The 18,339-nt window shown below is 67.6% G+C and carries 15 protein-coding genes; 4 read left to right on the forward strand and 11 right to left on the reverse strand.

Translation table 11 applies throughout. The features are described from left to right. Positions 1 to 34 precede the first annotated feature (34 nt). From ACWKWX_RS22490 to ACWKWX_RS22520, 7 genes are all read right to left on the reverse strand, one after another. Complete coding sequence (locus tag ACWKWX_RS22490) at positions 35 to 412, reverse strand: nuclear transport factor 2 family protein (RefSeq protein ID WP_483828972.1); 378 nt, start codon at positions 410 to 412, stop codon at positions 35 to 37. A gap of 37 nt (positions 413 to 449) precedes the next feature. After that, on the reverse strand, positions 450 to 1,310 hold the full coding sequence (locus ACWKWX_RS22495; protein ID WP_483828973.1) for a fumarylacetoacetate hydrolase family protein: 861 nt from the start codon (positions 1,308 to 1,310) through the stop codon (positions 450 to 452). A 5-nt stretch (positions 1,311 to 1,315) separates the two neighbouring features. Further along, positions 1,316 to 1,912: a VOC family protein gene (locus ACWKWX_RS22500; protein WP_483828974.1), complete on the reverse strand. Its 597-nt coding sequence runs from the start codon at positions 1,910 to 1,912 to the stop codon at positions 1,316 to 1,318. A 29-nt stretch (positions 1,913 to 1,941) separates the two neighbouring features. Next, on the reverse strand, positions 1,942 to 3,153 hold the full coding sequence (locus ACWKWX_RS22505; protein ID WP_483828975.1) for a 2-oxo acid dehydrogenase subunit E2: 1,212 nt from the start codon (positions 3,151 to 3,153) through the stop codon (positions 1,942 to 1,944). A gap of 24 nt (positions 3,154 to 3,177) precedes the next feature. Then, on the reverse strand, positions 3,178 to 5,841 hold the full coding sequence (gene mdeB, locus ACWKWX_RS22510) for an alpha-ketoglutarate dehydrogenase (RefSeq protein ID WP_483828976.1): 2,664 nt from the start codon (positions 5,839 to 5,841) through the stop codon (positions 3,178 to 3,180). 108 nt (positions 5,842 to 5,949) lie between these two features. Further along, complete coding sequence (locus ACWKWX_RS22515) at positions 5,950 to 6,456, reverse strand: flavin reductase family protein (protein ID WP_416424577.1); 507 nt, start codon at positions 6,454 to 6,456, stop codon at positions 5,950 to 5,952. Positions 6,457 to 6,481: 25 nt separating this feature from the next. Beyond that, positions 6,482 to 7,702 carry an acyl-CoA dehydrogenase family protein gene (locus tag ACWKWX_RS22520; RefSeq protein WP_473002413.1) on the reverse strand — a complete coding sequence of 407 codons (1,221 nt, stop codon included), beginning with the start codon at positions 7,700 to 7,702 and terminating at the stop codon, positions 6,482 to 6,484. 381 nt (positions 7,703 to 8,083) lie between these two features. Here ACWKWX_RS22520 and ACWKWX_RS22525 point away from each other — a divergent pair, with 381 nt between their 5' ends. After that, positions 8,084 to 8,788, forward strand: coding sequence for a TetR/AcrR family transcriptional regulator (locus ACWKWX_RS22525; protein WP_473002414.1), 705 nt, complete (start codon positions 8,084 to 8,086; stop codon positions 8,786 to 8,788). 617 nt (positions 8,789 to 9,405) lie between these two features. Here ACWKWX_RS22525 and ACWKWX_RS22530 read toward each other — a convergent pair. The 4 genes from ACWKWX_RS22530 to ACWKWX_RS22545 form a co-directional block, all read right to left on the reverse strand. Further along, complete coding sequence (locus ACWKWX_RS22530; RefSeq protein ID WP_483828977.1) at positions 9,406 to 11,610, reverse strand: xanthine dehydrogenase family protein molybdopterin-binding subunit; 2,205 nt, start codon at positions 11,608 to 11,610, stop codon at positions 9,406 to 9,408. Between the two features lie 9 nt (positions 11,611 to 11,619). Beyond that, positions 11,620 to 12,603: an FAD binding domain-containing protein gene (locus ACWKWX_RS22535; protein WP_483828978.1), complete on the reverse strand. Its 984-nt coding sequence runs from the start codon at positions 12,601 to 12,603 to the stop codon at positions 11,620 to 11,622. Further along, complete coding sequence (locus ACWKWX_RS22540) at positions 12,603 to 13,274, reverse strand: (2Fe-2S)-binding protein (protein WP_473002418.1); 672 nt, start codon at positions 13,272 to 13,274, stop codon at positions 12,603 to 12,605. Before ACWKWX_RS22540 ends, ACWKWX_RS22535 begins: the two co-directional genes overlap by 1 nt. Before the next feature lie 84 nt (positions 13,275 to 13,358). Beyond that, the gene (locus tag ACWKWX_RS22545; protein ID WP_476297690.1) at positions 13,359 to 14,105 is read right to left on the reverse strand and encodes an SDR family oxidoreductase; all 747 of its coding nucleotides are present in this window, start codon (positions 14,103 to 14,105) and stop codon (positions 13,359 to 13,361) included. 107 nt (positions 14,106 to 14,212) lie between these two features. On the opposite strand from ACWKWX_RS22545, the gene ACWKWX_RS22550 reads away from it, so the two are divergent. From ACWKWX_RS22550 to ACWKWX_RS22560, 3 genes are all read left to right on the forward strand, one after another. After that, a complete protein-coding gene (locus tag ACWKWX_RS22550) occupies positions 14,213 to 15,127 on the forward strand; it encodes a LysR family transcriptional regulator (protein WP_483828979.1) in 915 nt (304 codons plus the stop codon). Between the two features lie 221 nt (positions 15,128 to 15,348). Further along, positions 15,349 to 16,743, forward strand: a complete 1,395-nt coding sequence (locus tag ACWKWX_RS22555; RefSeq protein WP_473002421.1) for an amino acid permease — start codon at positions 15,349 to 15,351, stop codon at positions 16,741 to 16,743. 219 nt (positions 16,744 to 16,962) lie between these two features. After that, positions 16,963 to 18,183: an epoxide hydrolase family protein gene (locus ACWKWX_RS22560; RefSeq protein WP_483828994.1), complete on the forward strand. Its 1,221-nt coding sequence runs from the start codon at positions 16,963 to 16,965 to the stop codon at positions 18,181 to 18,183. Positions 18,184 to 18,339 lie beyond the last annotated feature (156 nt).

The raw sequence follows: 18,339 nt of genomic DNA on the forward strand, positions 1-18,339 counted from the left end.
CCCACCCGGGCGGGTGGGCCGGGAAAAACGTCCGTCAGAGGTTGGTGGCCTGGAAACTCACCAGGCGCCAGCCGCCGGCCTCGCGCGCCCACACCTGGGTGGTCATCACGTCCATGGCACGGCGTTCGCCGCTGCTGCGAAACTCGATGTGCTGCAACAGCCGCCCGCTGGCCACTGCCACGTCCCCCAGCACGCGCACCTGCAGCGCCCTGCGTTCCACCTTGATAAACCGGATGGCGCTGCTCACCAGCTGCAGGTACTGCTGTTTGCCATCAACCTGGCCGGTGGCGTGCACATGCACCAGCTGCTCGTCGAGCAGCTCGGCCAGGCCGTCCAGGTCGTTGGCCACCAGCGCCCGGCAACGCAGCGCCTCCAGTTCGTTGATGGTGTCGATGATGGCGGGTTCACTCATTACGCTTGCTCCTTGAAGAAAGGGGGGACACAGGCCATCAGGCTTCGGCACGCACGGTGTTCTCCAGCATGCCCAGGCCGTCGATCTCGACCCGCACCCGGTCGCCCTCGCGCAGCCAGCGCGGCGGCTTGAAGCCGCCACCGATGCCGCCGGGGGTGCCGGTGAAGATCACGTCGCCCGGCTCAAGGGTCATGACTTTCGACAGGTGCGCCACCTGCTGGTAGCAGTCGAAGATCAGCTGGTCGGTGTTCGAGGCCTGGCGCTGCTCGCCATTGACGAAGCAGCGGATACCCAGCGTGTGCGGGTCGCCGACCTCATCGGCGGTGACGATCCAGGGGCCGAACGGCGCATGGCTGTCAAAGCTCTTGCCCAGCAGGAACTGCGAGGTGCGCAGCTGCCAGTCGCGCACGCTGACGTCGTTGCCCACGCAGTAGCCGAAAATCGCCTGCCGGGCCTGCTCGGGGGACAGGTGACGGGCGCGCCGGCCGACGATGAAGACCATCTCCGCCTCGTAGTCCAGCGCCTCGGACACCCGCGGCAGGTCCACCGGCGCGTAGGGGCCGTTGGCGGCCGTGCTCATCATGGCGAACCACAGCTGGTCGGCGGGCATGTCCATGCCCGACTCGGCCACGTGGTCGGCGTAATTCAGGCCGATGCCCAGCAGCTTGCCGGGGCGCGGCACCGGTGCCAGCAGCGTGACCTGGGCCAGCGGCGTACCGGTGACTGCGCTGGCGGCCAGTTCGGCCAACTGCGGCTGCCACAGCGCCCACTCGCGGATCAGCTCGATCATGCTGGCCGGCGCGTCGTTGAAATGGTCGCCGATCGCCACCACCTGCTCGCCCATCACCAGCCCGACGCGGGCCGCGCGGCTGGGTGTTTCAAAGGTGCAGAGTTTCATGGTGCTTACCTGTATTGGGGGCCAAGGCTTTGGCCGGTGGCGCAGGTGCCGAGGGCGCACAGCTGTGCGTCACTGGCTCCGGCGCGCCAGTGCGCTACCAGCGCGTCGGCGTCGAACTCCACGCCGATGGGGTTCTGGCGGAAGATCTCCGACTGGAACACCGCGGCGGCGTCGGCTGGGTCGGTGAAATTGTCGACCTGCAGTTCGATGTCGTTGCCCTCGGGGTCGCGGTAGTACAGCGAGGTGGTGGGCCCGTGGTTGATGGTCCACGACGGCAGGATGCCCTCGCCTTTCAGGCGCTCGTAGGTGGCCAGCACCTGGGCGATGGTCTGGTAGCTGTAGGCGACGTGGTGCACGCCGACCATGTGGTCGGTTTTCGCCGGCAGCTCGGGCATGTTGAAGAAGGCCAGGCGGTGGTGTTCGTCATCGAAGCTGATGAACGCCAGCACCTCGTCCTGGAACACCAGCCGGGCCTGGAACACCTGGCGGTACCAGTCGACCATGGCCTGGCGGTTGGCGCAGCGGTACACCAGGTGCGCCATCTTCACCGGCACGATGGGCTGGGTAGCCGCCGCGGGTGAGCTTGCTTGCAGTGCAGTCATCTCGGTTCTCCTTGTTCTTGTTCTACGGGTCAGATCGACACACGACGAAAATCCGTCAGCAATGCCACCAGGCAGGCAAGGAAGCGCCCGGCCTCGGCGCCATCCACCGCGCGGTGGTCCCAGGACAGCGACAGCGGCAGTTGCAGGCGTGGCTGGAACGCCGTGCCATCCCAGCTCGGCGCCATGGCCGCCCTGCCCACCCCGAGGATCGCCACCTCTGGCGCGTTGATGATCGGCGTGAAGTGCCCGCCACCGATGCCGCCCAGGGACGACACCGTGAAGCAGCCGCCGCGCATCTGCGCCGCGCCCAGCTTGCCGCTGCGCGCCAGGTGCGACAGCTCGGCCATTTCCGCGGCGATGGCGGCGATGCCCTTGCGGTCGACGTCGCGAATAACCGGCACCACCAGGCCGTCCGGGGTGTCGGCAGCGAAACCGAGGTGGCAGTACTGCTTGTGCACCACCTCCTCGCCCTGCAGGCTGACGTTGAACTGCGGATAGCGCTGCAGCGCCACCGCGCAGGCCTTGAGCAGGAACGCCAGCAGGGTGACCTTCGCCCCGCCCTCCTGGGCCTCGCGGTTGAGTTGCACGCGCAGCGCTTCCAGCTCGGTGATGTCGGCCTGGCTGTGGTTGGTGACGTGGGGGATGCTCACCCAGTTGCGGTGCAGGTTGGCCGCCGACAGGCGCTTGATGCGTGGCCTGGCGCTGCGCTGGATGGCGCCGAACTGGGCGAAGTCGACCTCCGGCCAGGGCAGCACCTCCAGCCCGCCGCCTTTGCCGGCGGGCGACGGTTGCTGCGCCTGGGCCTTGACGTACGCCTTGACGTCCTCGCGCTGGATGCGCCCGCGCGGGTCGCTGGCGGTGACCTTGGCCAGGTCCACGCCCAGCTCGCGAGCCAGTTTGCGCACCGCCGGGCCGGCCAGGGCCAGTGCAACCGGCGCGGGCGGCGAAGACGGTGCAGGCGCCGGCACCGGGGCTGGCTTGACGGCCGCCGGCGCGCTGGCCACCGCCTCGGCGTACTGCACATGGGCGATCAGGCTGCCCTTGGAGACCACGTCGCCGGGCTTGATCAGCACCTCGCGGATGGTGCAAGCGACGGTACTGGGCACGTCCATCACCGCCTTGTCGGACTCCAGGGTGATCAGCGATTGCTCCACCGTCACCCTGTCGCCCGCCTTGATAAACACTTCGATCACCGGCAAATCGTGAAAATCGCCGATGTCAGGCACCATGAGTTGTTGCATTGGGCAGTCCTCCTTTTTCTCGGCTCAACGGTTCCACGGCGCGTCGAGGGCGACGTCGATGGCGTAGCGTTCACGGGCTTGCGCGGCCAGGCGCGGGTCGATGGCGGCCAGTGCGGCCACGGCGATGTGCTGGCGGTCCATCTCGAAGAAGCGCCGCAGCGCCGGCCGCGTGTCGCTGCGGCCGAAGCCGTCGGTGCCCAGCGCGGTGTATGGCGCCTGCACGTAGGGCGCGATCAGCTCGGCATAGCTGCGCACGTAGTCGCTGGCGGCCACCACCGGGCAGCTGCCGGCCAGGCACTGCTGCACGTGGCTGGGCGCAGGCGCCTCGGCGCCGAACAGCGTGGCGCGCTGCACCTCGCGGGCCTCGCGGGCCAGCTCGGAGAAGCTGGTGACGCTCCAGATCTCGCTGGCGATGCCCCAGTCCGCGGCCAGCAGGTCGGCGGCGGCGATCACCTCGCGCAGGATCGAGCCCGAACCCAGCAGGCGCACCTGGCTGGCGGCGTCCTCCGCGCCACGGCGGCCGAAGCGGCGCATGCCCTTGATCACAGCGGCATGGTCGGCAGCGTCCAGCGGCGCCTGGGGGTAGTTCTCGTTGGTCACGGTGAGGTAGTAGAACTCGTCGTGCTGCTGTTCCAGCATGCGCCGGCTGCCGTGGTCGATGATCACCGCCACCTCGCTGGCGAACGCCGGGTCATAGGCGCGGCAGTTGGGCACCGTCGAGGCCACCAACTGGCTGCTGCCGTCCTGGTGCTGCAGGCCTTCGCCGGCCAGGGTAGTTCTTCCTGCGGTAGCACCGATCAGGAAACCGCGGGCACGCTGGTCGGCAGCCGCCCAGATCAGGTCGCCGATGCGCTGGAAGCCGAACATCGAGTAGTAGATGTAGAACGGCAGCATGGCCACGCCGTTGACGCTGTAGGAGGTTGCAGCGGCCACCCAGGACGAGATGGCGCCGGCCTCGGTGATGCCTTCTTCCAGCAACTGGCCGTCACGCGACTCCTTGTAGTACAGCATCGCGCCGGCGTCCTCGGGCTCGTACAGCTGGCCCACCGGCGAGTAGATGCCGATCTGCCGGAACAGGTTGGCCATGCCGAAGGTGCGCGCCTCGTCCGCCACAATCGGCACGATGCGCGGTCCCAGTGTTTGATCTTTGAGCAGGTGGGTGAACAGCCGTACCACGGCGGTGGTGGTCGAGGTCTCGCGCTCGTCCGGGGCCAGGGCGAACTGCGCGTAGCTGGCCAGCGCCGGCACCGGCAGCGCTTCGGCGCGGCTCTGGCGACGTGGCAGGTAGCCGCCCAGCGCCGCACGGCGGGCGTGCAGGTAGCGCATCTCGGCGCTGTCGGCGGCGGGCTTGTAGAAGCGCATTTCCTCCAGCGCGGTGTCGTCCAGGGGAATGGCGAAGCGGTCGCGGAAGGCCTTCAGGGCGTCGACGTCCAGCTTTTTCTGCAGGTGCGTGGTGTTGCGCGACTCACCCGCCAGGCCCATGCCGTAGCCTTTCTTGGTCTTGGCCAGGATCACCGTGGGCTGGCCGTTGTGGGCCTTGGCGGCGGCAAACGCGGCGTACAGCTTGCGGAAATCGTGGCCGCCACGGCGCAGGCCGTCGATCTCCTGCGGGGTCATGTGCGCCACCAGCGCCTGCAACTCAGGGTCCTGGTCGAAGAAATGCTCCAGGTTGTAGGCGCCATCGTTGGCCCCCAGGGTCTGGTACTGGCCGTCGACGGTGTGGGCGAAACGGCGCAGCAGCACGTGGTTGTGGTCGCGGGCGAACAGCGCGTCCCAGTCCGAGCCCCACACCACCTTGATCACGTTCCAGCCGGCGCCGCTGAACAGCGCTTCCAGCTCCTGGATGATCTGGCCGTTGCCGCGCACCGGGCCGTCCAGGCGTTGCAGGTTGCAGTTGACGATGAAGGTCAGGTTGTCGAGGTTTTCCCGCGCCGCCAGCGACAGCGCGGCGATGGATTCGGGTTCGTCCATTTCGCCGTCGCCGAACACGCCCCAGACATGGCGATGTGAGGTGTCGGAGATGCCGCGGTGTTCCAGGTAGCGCAGGAAGCGCGCCTGGTAGATTGAACTGATCGGTCCAATGCCCATGGAGCCAGTGGGGAACTGCCAGAAGTCGGGCATCAGCCAGGGGTGCGGGTAGGAACACAGGCCGCCGCCGTCCACTTCCTGGCGGTAACGGGCCAGCTGCGCTTCGTCCAGGTGGCCTTCGAGGAAGGCCCGGGCGTATACCCCGGGCGCCGAGTGCGGCTGGAAGTACACCAGGTCGCCCTTCCCTTCGGCGTTGTCGGCGCGGAAGAAATGGTTGAAGCCGATCTCGAAAATCTCTGCCGCCGAGGCGTAGCTGGAGATGTGCCCGCCCAGCTCGCCGTAGGCCTTGTTGGCCCGGGCCACCATGGCCAGGGCGTTCCAGCGGATGATCGAGGTCAGGCGTTCTTCCATGGCCAGGTCGCCGGGAAACGCCGGCTGTTGCTCCAGGGCAATGCTGTTCTGGTACTGCGAATAAGGGTGCGCGCTGCGGCGCACGCCCAGGTGGCTGGCGTGCTCGTCCAGGCGCCGCAACAGGTATTCGCCGCGCTGGCTGCCGTCGCTGCGCACCACGGCTTCCAGGGCGTCCAGCCAGTCGCGGGTTTCGTGGTGATCGATGTCGCTGTCGGTCTTTAACGACCCTTCGCGGGTAAAGGAGGTCATGGCAAACACACTCGATTGAGGTTTATCAGGCATGAGCGGGCCCTGGCACGCCGGCGTCGGGTGTGCCTGGGGAGCGTTCATGGGGCTGTTGGGGTGAGCTGCGGCGGGTTACCAGCCGTCGATGCAGCCGCTCCATTCGCTGCCGGGCGAGCGGGCGTGCATCTGGTGGTAGCGGCCGCTGAAGAACAGCAAGGGCTTGCGCTGGGCGCCGATGCGCAGGTGCTCGATCTCGCCGATGTACAGCAGGTGGTCGCCTGCCGGGTGCACGTCGACGGTGCGCGCCACCAACTGCACCAGGCTGCCGTCGAGCAAGGGCGTGCCTTCGTGGTCGATGAAGGGCAGTTCGGCGCCCTGCTCCGGGCGGCCGCCGAAGTGGCCGCTGAGCCAGCGCTGGCTTTCGGCGAGGAAGTTGACGCCGTAGCGCACGCCCACGTCGACGAAGCGGTTGAAACTGGAGGCGTTGCGGATCGACACCAGGATCAGCGGTGGCTCAAGGGACACCGACATGAAGGCGTTGGCGGTCATGCCGGCGGGCTCGCCGTCGGCGTTGAAGGTGACCACGGTGACGCCCGTGGCGAACTGGCCCATCACTGAGCGCAGGAGTTTGGTGTCCATGGGACAGTCCTCGGTCAGGGGGCGATCAAACCAGCGGCGTGACGGTGTTTTCCACACCCAGCAGCGCCTTGCCATACAGCTCATTGCCCACCGCCGGCAACGCCACCGCGTGCCGCGCCGCGGTGTTGGAGTCGCGCCACCAGCGCTGCATCGGGCTGGCCTCGGAGAAGCTGCCGGCGCCGTGGGCCGAGAGCAGGATGTTGATGGCCTCGGTGATGTGCGTGTTGACCAGGCCGACATCGGCGCGGATGCGCGCGCGGGTCAGCGCGTCGAGCTTGATGCCCTGGCGCGCCGCGGCGTCCATCTCGTCGGCGGCGCGGAAGGCACGCAGGTGCGCGGTGTCGATTTTCAGCGCGGCCTCGGCGACCTGCACCTGGAACACCACCGAGTCGGGCTGTTTCTCGAACGAGGTGTAGGCGATGGCCCGCCGCGGTGCGTTGTCGATCACGTACTGCAGCGCGGCGCGGCCCAGGCCCAGTTGCGGGCCATTGAGGATCAACGCCGCGAACGGCACGAACAGGCCGCGGTAGGCGGCTTCGTCCTTGAACTCTGTAGCGTACTCGCCTTCGATGGCGCCGCCCATGTGCAGCAGGCGGTGGTTGGGCACGAACACCTCCTCGGCGACCACGCAGTTGCTGCCCGAGGCGCGCATGCCGGCGGTGAACCAGGTGTCTTCGATGCGGTAGTCGGCCTTGGGCATCAGCGCCAGGTACTGGCCGATCACCGCGCCATTGGCGTCGCGCTCCTCGGCACCCACCACGGCCCAGTCAGCGTGCAGGCTGCCCGACGAGGAGTACCACTTGCCGCTGACGATCAGCCCGCCCTCCACTCGCCGGGTGTTGGGCGAGGCGTTGAACACCCCGGCCACCCGCGCGTCGGGGTTGGCGCCGAACACTTCGTTCTGCGCCTGCTCGCAGAATAGCCCGGTGAACCAGGCGCAGACGTTGGTCAGCGCCACCACCCAGGCGGTGCCGCCGCAGGCTTCGCCCAGGGCGGCGGAGACCTCCATGTGCGCCCGCAGCGTGCCTTCGTGGCCGCCAAAGCGCTTGGGCACCATCAGCCGGAACAGGCCGGCGTCCTGGATGGCCTGGATATTTTCCTCGCAGGTGCGGCGGTTCTTTTCGTTTTCGACGGTGTTCTTGCGCAGCAACGGCTGCAGGGCACGGGCCCGTTCGACCAGCTCGGCCAGGGTGGGCTGGGCGGCGAATTCAGTGAAGGCGCGTGCGGTGTTCAGGTCTGCGTTCATACCAACCTCGGCTATCATAATGAACAAAAATGTCATTTATAACGTTCAGGTGCATGCAAGCCGCCCGGGGCAGTGGGCAGGCAATCATTCAACCAGGTGCAGGTGCGGTGCGGTCAGGTGCGGCGGTGCAGTTTGAAGACGCAGACGTGCCAGTTCGAACGGGCGCTGGGCGAGGTGGGATGCGGGCGTGACGCGGGGTGGGAAGGGATCAACATGCTCGTCTCCTATTATTTTTATGACGATATTGTCATTCCGACAATTGAGTTGAATGTAGGCCAGCCTTGAAGGCGGCGCAAGGGGTATTTTGAACAAATTTGTCATTCTGATAAGCGGCGCCTAGACTGTCATTCTGACGATCTGTCACTTGAACGAGGTTTTGCAGTGTCCAAGCCCGCGCCTGCCACCCCGGTGGTCGACCACCGCCCGCACGTTGCCCTGAAAAAACGCCAGCTGATGCGCGCCAAGCTGCTGGACGCGGCCATGCGCGTGTTCGCTGCCAGCGGCGCCAGCGCCCCGGTCATCGATGATGTGATCCGCGAAGCGGAGGTGTCGCGCGGCACCTTCTACAACTACTTCACCTCGCTGGACGAGGTGCTGGTGGCCATCGGGCAGGCGCTGAACAACCAGATGACCACCGACATCCTGCCGGTGTACGACGTACTCACCGAGCCGCGCCAGCGGGTGGCCACGGCGTTCCGGCTGTTCATGCTGCGCGCCCTGCTCGACCCGCTGTGGGCAGGTTTCGTGACCCGCGTGGATGCCTGGCAGCACACCTCGCTGGTGGCCGAGTACATGTCCCGCGACCTTGAGCACGGCCAGGCCAGCGGCGCCTTCCAGCTGCCGCGCATCGACGTCGCCACCGACTTCCTGATGGGCGCCTCGGCCCATGCCATCCAGGCCCTGCGCCAGGGGGTGGAGGCGCCGGATGCGTACATGGACGAGGCCGTGCGCATGGCCTTGCGCAGCCTGGGGTGCAGCGCCGAGGAGTGCGAGGCCGGCATGGTGTTCGCACGCGACTACCTCAAGGCCTGGGCCAACGGCGAAGTCACCGCCACCCGCCCCGCCTGGGCATTGGGCACCCCGTAGCAGCTGCCGAAGGCGGCGTCCGGCGGCGAACCTGCCCAACCGCGGCGCCTGCGGACGCGGCCTTTGGCCGCTGCTACATACTAGCGAGCTTTTATGGCTCCAACAGCTCGCTGGCAAGCCAGCTCTCACAAGGACTGTTGCTGCTATGGGGTTATACCGCCATTAACTTTTCCTTGCTGATGGGCAGGCTGCGGATGCGCTTGCCGGTGGCGTGGTACACGGCGTTGGCCACGGCCGCCAGGGTGTGGAAGCGCCGGCAACCCGTAGCAGCTGCCGAAGGCGGCGTCCGGCGGCGATTGTGGGAGCTGGCTTGCCAGCGAGCTTTTATGGCCCCAACAGCTCGCTGGCAAGCCAGCTCCCACAACGACTGTTGCTGCTACGGGGTTATACCGTCATTAACTTTTCCTTGCTGATGGGCAGGCTGCGGATGCGCTTGCCGGTGGCGTGGTACACGGCGTTGGCCACGGCCGCCAGGGTGTGGAAGCGCCGGCAACCCGTAGCAGCTGCCGAAGGCGGCGTCCGGCGGCGATTGTGGGAGCTGGCTTGCCAGCGAGCTTTTATGGCCCCAACAGCTCGCTGGCAAGCCAGCTCCCACAACGACTGTTGCTGCTACGGGGTTATACCGTCATTAACTTTTCCTTGCTGATGGGCAGGCTGCGGATGCGCTTGCCGGTGGCGTGGTACACGGCGTTGGCCACGGCGGCCGCCAGGCCGGTGACGCCGATCTCGCCGATGCCGCGCGCGCCGAACTCGCTGAGGTTCAGGTCGGGGAAATCCAGCAGGGTCACGTCGATGTCCGGCTGGTCGGCGTGCACCGGCACCACGTACTCGGCGTAGTTGTTGTTGGCCGGCAGGCCGGTGCGTGGGTCGAACTCGCCGGCTTCGAACAGGGCCATGCCGATGGCCATGACAATCGCCCCCTCCACCTGGTTGCGCGCCGCCAGCGGGTTGACCACCTTGCCGACGTCAATGGCACTGACCACCCGCGCCACCCGCAGGCGCGAGATGCCCGGGTCCCAGCGCACCTCGACGAAATGCGCGCCGAAGGAGCGAAAGGAAAACTCCCCCGACTTGGCGCCGCTGTGGAAGAAGCCCTCGGCCCGCGCCAGCCGCTGGCGGTCCAGCACCTGGGCGAAGCTGGCGCGCTGGTCGCCGTTGACCAGCTGCCCGCCGTCCACCTGCAAGTGCTCGGCATCGGCACCGGCGAACACCCCGCCCGGCGCCACGGCGTATTCACGCAGTTGCGTCAGGGCCTGGCGCGTGGCCCCCGCCAGTGCCGGCATCAGGCTGGCGGTCAGCCAGGAACCACCCGACAAGGCCCCGGGCGGCAACGCCGAACTGCCAAGCTCGACTTCAATGCGCTCCACCGGCAACCCGGTCAGCTGCGCCACGGTCTGCGCAGCCACGGTGTAGGTACCGGTACCAATGTCCTGCACGCCCGACTGCACCAGCGCGCTGCCGTCGGCACGCAGGATCACCCGCGCTTCGGTGGGCATCTGGAACGCCTCCCAGTTGCAGGCGCCCACGCCATAGCCAATGATTTCATCGCCTTCGCGCATGGAGCCAATTTCGCCATTGCGCCGTTCCCAACCAAAACGCTGCGCCGCCTGCGCCAGCGCTTCGGGCAGGTGGTTGCCGGAGAACGGCAGGTTCAGCGCTTCATCACGGGTGGCCAGGTTCAGCTTGCGGAACGCCACCGGGTCCATGCCCTGCAGCAAGGCCATCTCGTCAATCGCCGACTCCAGGGCAAACAACCCAGGGGCGGCGCCCGGCGCGCGCATGGAGGTCGGCGTGCCGCGGTTCAGCGGGCTGTGCTTGTGCGACACCAGCACGTTGGGGCACGAGTACAAGCTGCTGGTGACGCCACCGCAGGCCTCGGTGTAGGCGTCCAGGGTGGAGGTGCTGTTGACCGACTCATGCCGGATCGACAGCAGCTTGCCGCTGGCATCGGTGGCCAGGCGAATACGCTGCTGCGTCTCGGGCCGGTGGCCCACGGTGGTGAACATCTGCGCGCGCGGCAGCATCAGTTGCACCGGCCGCTGGGTGGCCTTGGCGGCCATGCAGGCGGCCACCGAATGCGGCCACGGCCACAGCTTGCCGCCGAACCCCGAGCCTATGAACGGCGCGCGCACCTCGACCTTGTCCGGCGGCAGGTCGAAGACGTTGGCGAGCATGTTGCGGTGGTTGACCACACCCTGGGTGGCCTCGTAGACGTACAGCCGGCCGTCTTGCCACCAGGCGGTGGTGGCGTGCATTTCCATCGGGTTGTGCACCTCCACCGGCGTGGTGTAGGTCTGGTCCAGCTGGTGCGCCGCGCCCTCGTAGCCAGCCTGGGGATCGCCACGGCTGTGGCCGCGGCCGCCGTCCGTGGCACCATGCAGGCGCAAGGCGTCGGCCAGGGTCCTGGTCGGCTCGCTCTGTTCGTAGTCGACCTTCACCTGGTAGGCCGCAGCGCGCGCATGTTCGAAGGTGTCGGCCACCACCAGCGCCACGAACTGGCCCGGGTAGTACACGCCGTCGTCCTCGAACGGCAGCCGGTGCTCGTCGGCCTTGCTGGCGGTCAGCACGTCCTTGAGCGGCGTGTTGGGCGTGCGGTGCAACGGCCCGACGTTGCCGTGGTGCAGCACACTGACCACGCCGGGCATAGCCCTGGCCCGGGCGTCGTCGATGGCCCGCACGCGGCCGCTGGCAATGCTGCTGTACACGCCATAGGCGAACAGCAGGCCGGGCATGGGGTGGTCGGCGGCGTAGCGCGCCGCGCCAGTGACTTTCTGGCGGCCGTCCACGCGGGGCGTGGGGGTGCCGATAATGCTCTGGTTCATGGGCAGCTCCTAGGCGGTCAGGTCTCGCAGGTTGCGGATGATGGCCTGCTGCCCCAGCGGGATCTTGAAGGCGTTGTGTTCATAGGCGTGGGCGTCCTTCATGGCGAGTTGCGCCACGCGGGTGAAGCTCTCCAGCGTTGCCGGCTGCCCCACCAGCGCCTGCTCGGCTTCACGCGCGCGCCAGGGCTTGGTGCCCACCCCGCCCAGGGCTATGCGCGCCTGGGTGATGCGCGGGCCATCGAGCACCAGCACCACCGCGCTGGACGCCAGGGCGAACTGGTACGAGGTACGGTCGCGCAGCTTCAGGTAGCCCGAGCGGCTGTTGGCCAGGGGCGCGTCCAGGGTCAGGTGGGTGATCAGCTCGTGGGGCTGCAACGCGTGTTCCTGCCAGGGCGTATCACCGGGCAGCAGGTGGAAGTCGGCAAAGTCGATCTCCCGCGAGCCGGCTGCACCCTGCACGGTGACACGCGCGCCAATGGCCGCCACCGCCACGCACATGTCCGAGGGGTGGCTGGCAATGCAGTGCTCGCTGGTGCCCAGCACCGCGTGCACGCTGCGGTTCAGCCCGCCGATGGCCGCGCAGCCGCTGCCCGGCTCGCGCTTGTTGCAGGGTGAAACGCCGTCGCGGAAGTAATTGCAGCGCACCCGCTGCATGATGTTGCCGGCGGTGGTGGCCTTGTTGCGCAATTGGGTGGAGGCCCCGGCCAGCAGCGCTTGGGACAGCACCGGGTAGTGCAGGCGCACCCAGGGGTGCCGCGCCAGGTCGGTGTTGCTGACCAGCGCGCCAACCCGCAGGCGGCCGTCGGGCAAAGGCTCGATCTGCTTGAGCGCCAGGCGGTTGATATCGACCAACTGGTCGGGCTGCATCACGTCCAGCTTCACCAGGTCGAGCAAGCTGGTGCCACCGGCCAGGTACAGGCGCTGGCCGGTGCCGGACGCGGTGCGTACGGCGTTGGCGGCCGAGTCGGCACGCGAATAGTCGAAGGTACGCATCAGACCGCCCTCCCCATCTTCGCCCGCGCCGCCTGCACGGCCGCGAGGATGTTCTTGTAGGCGCCGCAGCGGCAGATATTGCCACTCATGGCCTCGCGCACGCTGGCGTCATCGGCGGGTACGTTCGGGTCGTTGAGAATGGCCACCGCGCTCATGATCTGCCCCGAGGTGCAGTAGCCGCACTGGTAGGCGTCGTGCTCCCAGAACGCCTGCTGCACCGGGTGCAGCGCGCCGTCCTTGGCCAGCCCTTCGATGGTGGTGATGCTCTCGCCGTCGTGCTGCACGGCAATGGACAGGCACGAATTGATCGCCACGCCATTCACCAGCAAGGTGCAGGCGCCACATTGGCCGTGGTCGCAGCCCTTCTTGCTGCCGGTCAGTTGCAGGCGGTCGCGCAGCACGTCCAGCAGGATGGCGTTGGCCGGCACGTTGAGGCTGTGCCACTGGCCATTCACCTGCAACTTGATGCGCTGCTCGCCAGCGGCGGGCGCGTCCGGGTCGTTGACCTCGGCCGCCGGCGCCACGCCATGGGCCAGCGCTGGCGGTATCCAGTGGGACACGGTGGCGGCGGCGATGCCCGAGGCACCGAACTTGAGGAAATTGCGCCGCGACGCCTGGGGCGCCGCCGCATCATGGGCATCGGCCGGTGGCCTGTTCTTCTGGTCAGTCATCAGGTTCACCCTCACGTGGGTTGCATCACATTGCAGCTGACTACTGAAGGGCCACCGGGTTCGATCCAGTGGCCCAGCGGTGCTTCAGAGCTCCTGGCGGGTCGGCCGGAAGAGGATTTCGTTGATGTCGACCTCCGGCGGCTGGCTGATGGCGAACGCCACGGCGCGGGCGAACGACTCTGCAGGAATCGCGTACTCGTTGTAGAAGTTCTGGATGTGCCCGGCGATATCGGCCTCGGTGATGCTGGCCGGCAGGTCGGTGTCAATCGCGCCCGGGGAGATCACCGTGGTGCGGATGTCGTAGGGCTTGACCTCTTGGCGCAGGCCCTCGGAGATCATCAGCACGGCGCTCTTGGTCGCCGCGTACACGGCGCTGCCCGGGCGCACCTTGTGGCCGGCCACCGAGGAGACGTTGATGATCTGCCCGGCTTTCTGCTGGATCATGTGCGGCAAGGCGGCGGCAATGCCGTGCAGCACGCCCTTGATGTTGACGTCGATGGTCTGGTGCCAGTCCTCGATTTTCAGGCGCTCGAGCGGCGAGTGGGGCATGATCCCGGCGTTGTTGATCATCACGTCGATGCGGCCGAAGGCGCTCACGGCCTGGTCCACCAGGGCCTTCACGGCCACGGCGTCGGTGACGTCGGTGGCCACGGCCAGGGCTTCTGCGCCGCTGGCGCGCAGCGCCTGGGCCACGGCTTCGATACGCTCCAGGCGGCGCGCTGCCAGCACCACCCGCGCGCCCTGGGCGGCCAGGTGGCGTGCGGTGGCTTCGCCCAGGCCGCTGCTGGCGCCGGTGATGACCACGACCTTGGCGGAGATGTTATTGCTCATGGAGTTGCCTCTGCGTGAGTGACGGTAGGATGGTCATCAGCATAGGTTGATGGTAAAACCTCAACAATCCGTGCCATTGCGCACGATGTAATGAGGATTTTTCATCAATGCAACGCGCCGGCCTGTCCGAACTCAACGCCTTCGCGGCGATCGCCGAATTGAAGAGCTTCCGCGCCGCCGCCGCCAGGCTGGGCGTGTCGCCCTCGGCGCTGAGCCACACCATGCGCAACCTGGAAGCACGCCTGGGCCTGCGCCTGCTGAACCGCACCACCCGCTCGGTGGCGCTGACCGAGGTGGGCGAGCGCCTGCTGCGGCGGATCATGCCGGCGCTGGCCGACCTGGATGAAGCGGTGACCGAAGTGGTGTCGACCAGCAACCGCCCTTCGGGCTCGGTGCGCATCAGCGCCGCCGAAGCCGGCGCGCGCCCGATCATCCGCGAGGTGCTGCCCGCGTTCCTGGCCACCTACCCGGACATCCACGTCGAGTTCGTCATCGACACCCGCTTCGTCGACATCGTCGCCGATGGCTTCGACGCCGGCATCCGCGTGCACGAGGACATCCCCCTGGACATGGTCGCGGTGCCCTTCGGCGAGCCCCTGCGCTTCGCCGCCGTGGCCTCGCCCGCCTACGTGGCGCAGTACGGCACGCCACGCGCGCCCCACGACCTCAAGCAGCACCGCTGCATTCGCTACCGCTTCGCCAGCGGCGCGATGTACCACTGGGGCATGGAGCGCGGCGGCGAGGTGGCGGTCATCGACGTGGACGGGCCGATGACCCTGGGCAACACCAACCTGATGGTGGACGCCGCCCTGGCCGGCATCGGCGTGGCCTGGATACCCCACTACCACGTCGAGGCCCACGTGCAGGCCGGGCGGCTGCTGCACCTGCTGCCCGAATGGAGCCCGACGCTGCCGGGGCTGTGTTTCTATTACCCGGCCAACCGCCACCCGCCGATTGCCCTGAGGCTGTTCATGGACGCGGTGCGCGAGTGGGAGCATCGGCGCCGGCTCGACTCACGCTGAAAACGACCCCCGCGCGCCGCCCATGTCGTTCCCTGAAAGCCTCGTGGCGCAACTGAAACAGCCCGCCGCTTGCACCCGGTTTAAGCTAGCGCCCCAGGAACGCCTGACAAAACAATAACATGCAAAGCGGCGTGGCCCAGGATTGGCGCTGTCGAGCTTCACCTGCCTCTTCGTGTCACTGCCCTTCTCTGCCCCCTAAAACCCTCGAACAAGAGCAGAGTATGACGAGCCTGAACGATCAAAGCGGCGGCCAGCTGTCCAACGGCTTCAAACCGCGCCACGTAACCATGCTGTCCATTGCCGGGATCATTGGCGCGGGGCTGTTCGTCGGCTCCGGCCATGCGATTGCCGCCGCCGGCCCCGCCGTCATCCTCGCCTACCTCGCCGCCGGCACCCTGGTGGTGCTGGTGATGCGCATGCTTGGCGAGATGGCCGTCGCCAACCCCGACACCGGTTCCTTTTCCACCTACGCCGAAAAAGCCATCGGCCCCTGGGCCGGCTTCACCATCGGCTGGCTGTACTGGTGGTTCTGGGTGCTGGTGGTGCCCATCGAGGCGCTGGCCGCCGGGCACATCCTCAACCAGTGGTTTCCCTGGTGCGACACCTGGATCTACGCCCTGGCGTCGGTGGTGCTGCTGAGCATCACCAACCTGTTCGGCGTCGACAAATACGGCGAGTTCGAGTTCTGGTTCGCCCTGCTCAAGGTCACCGCCATCATCGGCTTCATCGGCTTCGGCGCCGCCGCCCTGCTGGGCTGGCTGCCGCTGCATGAAGGCCCCGGCATCGTCAGCCTGATGCGCGAGCACGGCGGCTTCGCCCCCAACGGCCTGACCGCGGTGGTCGGTGCGTTCATCACTATCATGTTCAGCTTCATCGGCACCGAGTCGGTGACCATCGCCGCCGCCGAGTCGGGCGAGCCGTCGCGCAACATCGCCAAGGCCACCCGCTCGGTGATCTGGCGCATCGGCGTGTTCTACCTGCTGTCGATCATGGTGGTGATTTCCGTGGTGCCCTGGAGCGACCCGGCGCTGGCCAGCGTCGGCTCCTACCAGCGCGCCCTGGAGCTGCTGCAGGTGCCCCACGCCAAGCTGATCGTCGACCTGGTGGTGCTGGTGGCCGTGACCAGCTGCATGAACTCTTCGATCTACATCGCCTCGCGCATGCTCTACTCCCTGGCCCGCCGCGGCGATGCGCCCGCAGCGGCGGCCAAGACCTCAGGCAACGGCGTGCCGCGCCGCGCCGTGCTGGGCACCGCCGCCGTCGGCGCCTTCATCGCCGCCCTCAACCATTTCGCCCCCGCCAGCCTGTTCGACTTCCTGCTGTCCAGTTCGGGCGCCGTGGCGCTGCTGGTGTACCTGGCGATCGCCGTGTCGCAGCTGCGCATGCGCCGCACCCAGGGCGACGCCCTGACGTTCAAGATGTGGCTGTTTCCCTGGGCTACTTACGGGGTGATCCTGTTCATCCTGGCGGCGATCGCCGTGCTGCTGTTCACCCCCGACCACCGGGCCGAGGCCACCAGCACGCTGATCCTGGCGCTGGCGGTGTCGTTCGTGGGCATCATCACCTGCCGGCGGCGCACGGCCACGGCGGGCGCGGCGGTGAAAGCGCCGGCCTGAGTTCCACGCCGCCCCGGTGGCTGCGCACGCCATGTATCGGTTTGTATCTGGCGCCGCCAGCGATACGCAGTGCTACCGGGGCGGCCAATGGCGACACATCGGCAACACATCAAGCGGGCCCAATGGCCACGTCGACACCGTTCGACCCCACGCCCACTTGATAGGACATCCGCCATGCCCACTGCCGCCAACCATAGCCTCCTCGCCCTCGCCCTGCTCATGGGCCTGGCCGGCCCTGCTGCCGCCGACACCGCCGCGGACGCGATCCGCCCGTACCACGTGCACGTGGACGAGCAACAACTCACCGACCTGCGCCAACGCCTCGCCGCCACCCGCTGGCCAGACAAGGAAACCGTCGCTGACACCTCCCAGGGCGTGCAACTGGCCCAGGTGCAGGCGCTGGTGAAGTACTGGGGCGACGGCTATGACTGGCGCAAGGCCGAGGCCCGCCTCAATGCGCTGCCCGAGTTCATCACCACCATCGATGGCGTCGACATCCAGTTCATCCACGTGCGTTCGCGCAACCCCCATGCCATGCCGCTGATTCTCACCCACGGCTGGCCGGGCTCGCAGTTCGAGTTCCTCAACGCCATCGGCCCGCTGACCGACCCGGTGGCCTACGGCGGCCGCGTGGAGGACTCGTTCGACGTGGTGATCCCGTCCATTCCCGGCTACGGTTTTTCCGGCAAGCCCACTGAACTGGGCTGGGGCCCCGAGCGCGTGGCCAAGGCCTGGGACGTGCTGATGAAACGCCTGGGCTATAGCCATTACGTATCCCAGGGCGGCGACCACGGCTCGGTGATTTCCGACGCCCTGGGCCGCCTGGCGCCGCCCGGGCTGCTGGGCATCCACCTGAACATGCCGGCCACGGTGCCACCGGAGCTGGTCAAGCCAATCAACAGCGGCGACGCCCCGCCCGCCAGCCTGGGCGGCGCCGAGCGCGACGCCTACGACGCACTGAGCACCTTCTTCGGCCGCAATGCCGCCTACGGCGCCCTGATGGTCACCCGGCCGCAGACCATCGGCTACCTGCTGTCGGACTCGCCGGCCGGCACTGCGGCGTGGATGTACGAGAAGTTCGCGGCCTGGAGCGACAGCGACGGCCACCCCGAGCGCGTGCTGAGCCGTGACGAGATGCTCGATGACATCAGCCTGTACTGGCTGACCAACACCGGCGCCTCGGCCTCGCGCTTCTATTGGGAGAACAACAATAACAACTTCAGCGCCGCGGCGCAGAAGACCGCCGACATCAAGGTGCCGGTAGCGATCAGCGTGTTCCCCCACGAAATCTACCGCGCGCCCAAGCGCTGGGCGCAGCGCGCCTACCCATCGCTGAGCTACTTCCACGAAGTGGCCAAGGGCGGCCACTTCGCCGCCTGGGAGCAGCCGCAGCTGTTCAGCGAGGAACTGCGCGAAGCGTTCCGCCCGCTGCGCAAATAATGGCCGCCCGTAGCAGCTGCCGCCAGGCGGCGTCTGCTTCACGCGGTGCATCAGCTGTACCGCAGCGGCCGTGACGCGGCCTATGGCCGCTGCTACGGAAGATTGGCGTAGCAGCAACTGTCTTGAAATGGCGTCGTCTGCATCGCGACTAAAGTC

Source organism: Pseudomonas imperatae (assembly GCF_057128625.1).

Coding starts and splice junctions, on each gene's coding strand:
- ACWKWX_RS22490 (WP_483828972.1), bottom strand. CDS start 412: ATGAGTGAACCCGCCATCATCGACACCATCAACGAACTGGAGGCGCTG.
- ACWKWX_RS22495 (WP_483828973.1), bottom strand. CDS start 1,310: ATGAAACTCTGCACCTTTGAAACACCCAGCCGCGCGGCCCGCGTCGGG.
- ACWKWX_RS22500 (WP_483828974.1), bottom strand. CDS start 1,912: ATGACTGCACTGCAAGCAAGCTCACCCGCGGCGGCTACCCAGCCCATC.
- ACWKWX_RS22505 (WP_483828975.1), bottom strand. CDS start 3,153: ATGCAACAACTCATGGTGCCTGACATCGGCGATTTTCACGATTTGCCG.
- mdeB (WP_483828976.1), bottom strand. CDS start 5,841: ATGACCTCCTTTACCCGCGAAGGGTCGTTAAAGACCGACAGCGACATC.
- ACWKWX_RS22515 (WP_416424577.1), bottom strand. CDS start 6,456: ATGGACACCAAACTCCTGCGCTCAGTGATGGGCCAGTTCGCCACGGGC.
- ACWKWX_RS22520 (WP_473002413.1), bottom strand. CDS start 7,702: ATGAACGCAGACCTGAACACCGCACGCGCCTTCACTGAATTCGCCGCC.
- ACWKWX_RS22530 (WP_483828977.1), bottom strand. CDS start 11,610: ATGAACCAGAGCATTATCGGCACCCCCACGCCCCGCGTGGACGGCCGC.
- ACWKWX_RS22535 (WP_483828978.1), bottom strand. CDS start 12,603: ATGCGTACCTTCGACTATTCGCGTGCCGACTCGGCCGCCAACGCCGTA.
- ACWKWX_RS22540 (WP_473002418.1), bottom strand. CDS start 13,274: ATGACTGACCAGAAGAACAGGCCACCGGCCGATGCCCATGATGCGGCG.
- ACWKWX_RS22545 (WP_476297690.1), bottom strand. CDS start 14,105: ATGAGCAATAACATCTCCGCCAAGGTCGTGGTCATCACCGGCGCCAGC.
- ACWKWX_RS22550 (WP_483828979.1), top strand. CDS start 14,213: ATGCAACGCGCCGGCCTGTCCGAACTCAACGCCTTCGCGGCGATCGCC.
- ACWKWX_RS22555 (WP_473002421.1), top strand. CDS start 15,349: ATGACGAGCCTGAACGATCAAAGCGGCGGCCAGCTGTCCAACGGCTTC.
- ACWKWX_RS22560 (WP_483828994.1), top strand. CDS start 16,963: ATGGGCCTGGCCGGCCCTGCTGCCGCCGACACCGCCGCGGACGCGATC.